Here is a 6,493-nt window from a genome sequence, read left to right as displayed (position 1 = left end):
CCGAACGCCGAGGGATCTCTCCCTTCCGCGCCTGTCATCCTGAGCGCAGCGAAGGATCTGCCCTCGGCACCCCGGGGCAGATTCTTCGTCGCTTCGCTCCTCAGAATGACAGGCGCATCCTCGTCTCGTTTCACCCGGTCTGTCAGCCTGAGCGCAGCGGCCTGCCGCGCCGCCGAGCTCCTCCGAACCTTCAGCGAAGGCGGAAGCCTTGGCGAAGGCGGGAAGGACGTGCTCACGGGGATTGCTCCGTCGCTTCGCGCCTCGAGAGGTAGACCGCATTACCGGCCGGCGCCTCCTGCGTTACCATCGCCCCGATGTCCACGGCCGAGAAACCGAAGACCGGCGCCGCCGCCGGACTCATCTCCCGCTTCGCGGCGTTGGCGATCGAGCAGTTCCCGGAGGGCTTCGAGACGCTGCGCTCCGCCTTCGAGAGCGTTTTTCGCGCGGCGGGCGCGCCCGAATCCGCCGAAGGGCTCGAGGCGCTGCGCGGACCACTCGCCGACGCGCTCCGCCGTGCGCTCCCGTCGCGCGCGCCGCGCGGCACCCCGGAAACGACGCCCGGCGTGGCGCCCTCCGATCGTCTCGCGTCGGGCGCCTCCCGCGTCGTCGACGCCTGCGACGGCTTCCTCGCGCGCGAGGCGATCGCCGCGTCGCTGACGGAGGGCGAGAAGCTCGAGATCCTTCGCGGCATGATCCTCACGCGCGCCGTGGACAATCGCCTCAAGGCGTTCTTCACCGGCGGCGAGGTTCGCTGGAAGAACGCGTCGTTCCAGGGGAAGGGCTTCCGGTCGCTCGGTCAGGAGGCGATCTACGCGGCGGGGATCCGCCTGCGCCGCGGCTCGTGCTATGCGGGCGAGGGCCCCTGGCGCGGCGACGTCGTCGCTCCGCTGATCCGCGATCTCGGGCTCGCGCTCGCGATGCGGCCGGATCGGGACACCGTGCGGATGGTGCTCTCGGCGCAGATGGGGAAGGCGGGCCCGCCGATGGACGGCAAGGACCTCCACGTCGGCGACTTCGGACGCGGAATCCTCCCCGCCTCGGCGCCGCTCGCGAGCTCGTCGCTGACGATCGCCGGCCTCGCGCTCGCCTTCGCGATGGACCGAACCGGTCAGGTCGCCGTCTCGCTCATCGGCGAGGGAGGCACGTCGCTCGGCGAGTGGCACGAAGCGATCAACCTGTGCGCGGCGAGGAAGCTCCCGGCCCTCTTCTGCGTCCAGAACAACCAGACCGCGCTCTCGACGCCGGTATCCGAGCAGTGCGCGGCGCGCGTCTTCGCCGAGAAGGCGGCGGGATACGGAATCCCCGGCGTCACGGTCGACGGGACCGATCCGGAAGCGGTCGCGGCGGCCTTCGCGTGGGCGGCGGGACGCGCCCGCGAAGGAAAGGGCCCGGCGCTCATCGAGCTCGTCGCGATGCGGATGTGCGGCCACGCTCATCACGACGACATGCTCTACCTCGGCCGCGACCCGCAGCCGTCGTGGGAGTATCCCGAGCCCTCGGAGTCCGGGTACGCGGACCGGGAGCGCTACGCGTTCTGGGCGCGGCGCGATCCGATCGCGCGGTGGGCGGAAAAGCTCTCCGCGGAGGGCGTCCTCGCCTCCGGCGATCTCGAGCGGTTCCGGGAGGAGGCGGCGCGGCTCGTCGAGGAGGAGGCGCGCAACGTCGTCGCGGCGCCGTGGCCCGCGCCCGAGAGCGCGGGCGAAGGGGTTTTCGCCGGAGAGCCGCCCCGCCGGCGCCTCGAGCCCCTCGAAGGCCGAGCCGAAAGGACGAACGCCGCCCCCGCGATGCCTCCGGCCGAGCCGGGACTCCCCTTCGACCCGAAGGGAAAGACCTTCCTCGAGGCGGTCATGCTCGGCGTCGGCGACGCGCTGCGCGCGGACCCGCGCGTCTTCGTGTTCGGCGAGGACGTCGGCGGGAAGTACGGCAACGCCTTCCTGCTGCTGCGTCCGCTGCTCGCCGAGTTCGGCGAACGGATCCTCAACTCCCCTCTTTCGGAAGGCGCCGTCATCGGCGCCTGCGTGGGCGCCGCGCTCGCCGGGAAGCGGCCGATCGGCGAGATGCAGTTCAACGACTTCGTCGCCACGGGATTCAACGGGCTCGTCAACAACGCCGCGAAGGACCGGTACCGCTGGGGCGGCGGCGTTCCCATGGTCCTCCGGATGCCGTGGGGAGGGCTCCGTCACGCCGGCCCGTACCACAGCCAGAACACGGAGCCGTGGTTCTACCGCACGCCGGGGCTGAAGATCGTCGTGCCGTCGACTCCCGAGGACGCCCGCGCGTTCATGGCCGCCGCCGTCCTCGACCCCGACCCGGTCCTCTATTACGAGCACATCGCGCTCTACCGGGACCCGAGGATCAAGCAGACGATTCCCGAGGCGGCCCCCGCGCCGCTGCCGATCGGTAAGGCCGCGCTGCGCCGCGCGGGCAACGACGTCGCGATCGTTTCGTACGGCGCTTACGTGCACGTCGCGCGTCGGGTCGCGGACACGCTCGCCGCCGACGGCATCGACTGCGCCGTCCTGGACCTTCGGAGCCTCGCTCCCCTCGACCGCGATGCGCTGCTCGCCGCCGCCCGCCACTGCGGGCGGGTCCTGATCGTGCACGAAGATTCGCGCACGGGGGGAATCGGCGAGAGCCTCGCGGCGATCGTTCAGGAAGAGTGCTTCGAGTATCTCGACGCGCCGATCCGGATCCTCGGCGCGCTCGACACCCCCGTTCCCTACTCCCCGCCGCTCGAGGAATTCTTCCTGCCGTCGGAGACGGAAATCGAGACTGCTGTCCGGCTCCTCGCCGCTTACTGATGGGCGGCGCGGCCATCGACCCGATGCGGCGCCCTCACCCGGCGCGCGGCTGCGATCGCGCGCCGACCTCTCCCGCCGGGAGAGGTGGAGATTCCGGACACCGGCCCCGCCGGGAAACGCCGGTACACCTCGGGGGCGCGGCGAGGCGCGAGCGAGACGGGATGCGGGTTACCCGGCCCGCGGCCGAGTCGTACCGGCGCGTACGGCGAGCGCCGCGGGCGGGAGGCACGCGCCCGTCCGGCTCGATGCATCGTCGCGCCTACCAATAACGCGCGAAGGCCGCGACCACGAGCGAGTGAGTGATTTTGCCGTCCTTCAGCATCGCCCTCACCTCGTCCGGCGCGGCCTCGAAGATCTCGATGTCCTCTCCCGGGTCGAGCCGCGGCGGGGCGACGCGCCGGCAACCCTCGGCGACGAACGTCCAGCAACGGTTCGACTGGATTGCGGGGTTCGGATGGACGAACCCGAGGTCCTTCCACCGCTCGGCCGCGTGCCCCGTCTCCTCGAGGAGCTCGCGGCGCGCGGCCGCGACCGGGCTCTCGTCGGCCGGGTCGACGCCCCCGCCCGGGATCTCGATCGTCGTCTCCTCGGTCCCGTGCCGGTACTGCCGCACGAGGAGGAGGTTGCCTTCCTCCGTCAGCGGGATGACGTTGACCCAATCCGCGCCGTCCAGGACGTAGAAGTCGAGCTCTTCGTGCGTGCGCGGCGAGACGATCCGGTCGCGCCGGATCGTGAAGATCTTGAAGTCGCCGAGCGGCTCGGAACGGAGGCGCCGCCAGCTCACGTGGCGATGATGAAGCCGCCGCTCTTGGCGTCCTTCTTGAGCTGAACCAGGCCGAGACGCTGGGCCTCCTCGAGCAGGGTCGAGAACGAGTCGAACCCGTAGTAACTCTCGTTGAAATACGGCTTCTTGCGCTGCATCGTCTGCTTGACCATCGATCCCCAGATGACGTCCTTGTTCTCGCGCTTCAGGGCGAGGATCGAGTCGAGCATCAGGCCGAACACCTCGCGCCGCTTCTCCGGGAGCTGGTCGAGCGACGGCAGACCCGCGGCGGGCCCGCGCACGAGGTCCTCGTAGAAGATGAACTCGTCGCAGTTGGAGACGAGGAGGTCCGACGAGGAGTTCTTCACGCCGACACCGAGGGTGCGCTTGTCGTTCTCCTTGAGCTTCGAGACGAGCGGCGAGAAGTCGGAGTCACCCGACGCGATCACGAAGGTCGTGATGTGCCCCTTCGAGTAGCACAGGTCCATCGCGTCCACGACGAGCCGGATGTCGGCCGAGTTCTTCCCCGTGTAGCTCCGCTGCGGGATGTCGATCAGCTCGATCGCGTTCTCGTGGAAAGGACGCTTGTAGTCGAGGTACCGGCTCCAGTCGGCGTACGCCTTCTTGTAGACGATCTTCCCCTTCTCGAGCAGCCGCTCGAGCATGAGGTCGATGTCGAACTTCGGGTACTTGGCCTCGCGGGCGCCGATCGCGAGGTTGTCGAAGTCGATGAAGACCGCCAGGCGCTGCTCGTCGTTGGAAGAGATCGGCATCGGGGACGGTCCTCCGCTGGACGTGAACATGACGGTCTCGGGAGCCGCGACCGCGGGCGGCAGCACCGGCGCCGGCGCCTCGAAGATCTCGAAGGGAGGGGCGAGCGCGGCCGCCGCGGCGGCCGTCTCGGCCGGCTTCTTGCGGTGGCGCACCCCTCCGCGCCGGCTGCGTCGTTTCGGTTTCGCCGCGGCGGAGCCTTCCGGCTCGGTCACAGCGCGTCGCACTCGGCCGCGTCGGCCGGGTCCGTGAGGAGGAAGGAGGTCAGCACGGTCGCGACCAGGTCTCCCCCCGTGTCGTACAGGTCGATGATTCCCACGTTGATGCGTTTTCCTTTCTTGACCACGCGGGCGCGCGCGGTGACGTCCGTGCGCGCCCTCTTGAAGTAATGGATCGTGAGGTCCGCGGTCGCAAACCCCATTTCTCCGTCGAAATTCGTCGAGAGGGCGAAGGCCATGGCCGAGTCGGCCAGGGTCGCGAGCACCCCCCCGTGGACGGCGCCGTAGCCGTTGGAGACCTCCGGCCGGAACGGCATCCGAAGGACGCACCCGTCGAGCGAGAGGTCTTCGATCGTCGGGTGGAGCATGGCCGCGATCGGGTGGTTCCGGAGCCGTTCGGAGAGCCTCTCCTTCAAGTCCGGCGAAATGCCATCCATCCGACCGATTCTATACGGTCGGAGCCGCCGGCGCGGGTGACCACCAGGAGAGGATCTTCTTGACGTAGCTGACGGTTTCCCGGTACGGCGGCATGCCGCCGTATGAATCGACCGTGTCTTCGCCGGCGTTGTAGGCGGCGAGAACGAGCTCGGGGGCGTTCGAAAATCGAACACAAAGCTCCTTGAGGTACCGGACGCCTCCGCGGATGTTCGAGGCCGGATCGAAGATCCTCCGCACGCCGAGGCGCGCGGCGGTCGCGGGCATGAGCTGCATCAGCCCGCGCGCCCCCTTGCGCGACACGGCCCAGGGATTGAAGTTCGACTCGGCGCGGATGACGGCGGAGACGAACGCGACGTCGAGGTTCGCCTTGCGGCACTCCTCGTCGATGAGCCGGTCGTAACGGCCGTGGATCGAGGCATTTCGCACCGGCTTGTAGGAGAGATCCGGAAGCGATTTGCGCGGCTTGACCGCGTCCATCTCCGGCGGGGCGGGCGCGACCTCATCATCGACGATTCGCTCGATCGTCAGGAGCGAGGTCGTGTATCCCCCGCCGCCCGGCAGCGTGATCTCAATGTCCTTTCCCGAGACCCGGTAGTCGGCGATTTTCACGACCCGGCCGTCGTTGAAGATCGCGAGCGACGCCGACGCGGGAAGAGAAAACCCGCACAAACCCAGGAAAATGGCGGCAAAACCACGCTTCACTGCTTTCGGGAACCCGGGAAAGGCCCCGAAAATTTCCATCAACGGGGATTGACGAGTTTGCATCACCTCGGAAGCCATTGACGGGTCATCCTAACCGGGTATACTTCCTTGTCAAAGGAACAAGGCGCCGACAGCCCGTGTATCAAAGGCGGCTTTTTACTCATTTGTTGCCCAGCGGCGCAGGCCTTCTGGGAAAAGGAGGGTGGATGTACAGCATTCGACAAAGTTTCTTTCTCCGGAGGGTCAGTCTCGCGGCGATCGGGGTGGCCGCTCTCGCGTTCGGGACGGCGCGGACCGCGCAGGCGGCGCCGCCGACGTGTACGACATCACCGAACCTGACGAGCGTCACGCCTGATTTTGGACCGCAATCGGGCAACACGGCGGTCGTCCTCAACGGCACCGGATTCTGCTCCAGCGGGCTGAAGGTCTGGTTCGGCTCGAACAAAGTGACGAACGCGAACATCGACTTCGTCAGCTCGACCGAGATCGACGTCAATACGCCCTCCTCGGGCGCCGTCGGCCCCGTCACCGTCCGCGTCCAGCAGCAGACCTCGGCGAAGGGCAAGCAGAGCCGCCTCGTGAACGGGTTCAACTACACCTGCGTCGGCTGCACCGTTTCTCCCGTGTCTCTCCAGTTCGAAGGCGTCGACACCGTTCAGCAGCAGACCGAACCCAACGGCGTCCTCGAGCCCGGAGAATCGGCCGTGGTCATCAAGCCGACCGTCCAGAACACGAGCGGCTCCACGGAAGACTCCGTGACCGGCGCGATCACGGGCTTCACCGGGCCCCAGAACACCGCC

At 68.4% G+C, this 6,493-nt stretch carries 6 protein-coding genes; 2 read left to right on the top strand and 4 right to left on the bottom strand.

The window, feature by feature from the left end; all coding sequences use genetic code 11:
* Window positions 1–314 precede the first annotated feature (314 nt).
* Window positions 315–2,801, top strand: coding sequence for a thiamine pyrophosphate-dependent enzyme (locus tag VKH46_16560; GenBank protein ID HKB72449.1), 2,487 nt, complete (start codon window positions 315–317; stop codon window positions 2,799–2,801).
* A gap of 259 nt (window positions 2,802–3,060) precedes the next feature.
* On the opposite strand, the gene VKH46_16555 is transcribed toward VKH46_16560, so the two are convergent.
* Genes VKH46_16555 through VKH46_16540 form a run of 4 tightly spaced genes read right to left on the bottom strand, consistent with a single transcriptional unit; the run spans window position 3,061 to window position 5,732 of the window.
* Window positions 3,061–3,585: an NUDIX hydrolase gene (locus tag VKH46_16555; GenBank protein ID HKB72448.1), complete on the bottom strand. Its 525-nt coding sequence runs from the start codon at window positions 3,583–3,585 to the stop codon at window positions 3,061–3,063.
* Complete coding sequence (locus tag VKH46_16550; GenBank protein ID HKB72447.1) at window positions 3,582–4,490, bottom strand: NYN domain-containing protein; 909 nt, start codon at window positions 4,488–4,490, stop codon at window positions 3,582–3,584. Before VKH46_16550 ends, VKH46_16555 begins: the two co-directional genes overlap by 4 nt.
* A gap of 56 nt (window positions 4,491–4,546) precedes the next feature.
* On the bottom strand, window positions 4,547–4,990 hold the full coding sequence (locus VKH46_16545) for a PaaI family thioesterase (GenBank protein HKB72446.1): 444 nt from the start codon (window positions 4,988–4,990) through the stop codon (window positions 4,547–4,549).
* Window positions 4,991–5,000: 10 nt separating this feature from the next.
* Window positions 5,001–5,732, bottom strand: a complete 732-nt coding sequence (locus VKH46_16540; GenBank protein HKB72445.1) for a transglycosylase SLT domain-containing protein — start codon at window positions 5,730–5,732, stop codon at window positions 5,001–5,003.
* A gap of 224 nt (window positions 5,733–5,956) precedes the next feature.
* Between VKH46_16540 and VKH46_16535 the strand changes: the two genes are divergently transcribed.
* Window positions 5,957–6,493: IPT/TIG domain-containing protein (locus VKH46_16535; GenBank protein HKB72444.1), on the top strand; the 537-nt coding region annotated here is incomplete at its 3' end.

Source organism: Thermoanaerobaculia bacterium (assembly GCA_035260525.1).
Taxonomy (GTDB): Bacteria; Acidobacteriota; Thermoanaerobaculia; order UBA5066; family DATFVB01; genus DATFVB01.
Note: the sequence above shows the minus strand (reverse complement) of the source record. Positions and strands in the feature narration are given on the sequence as shown.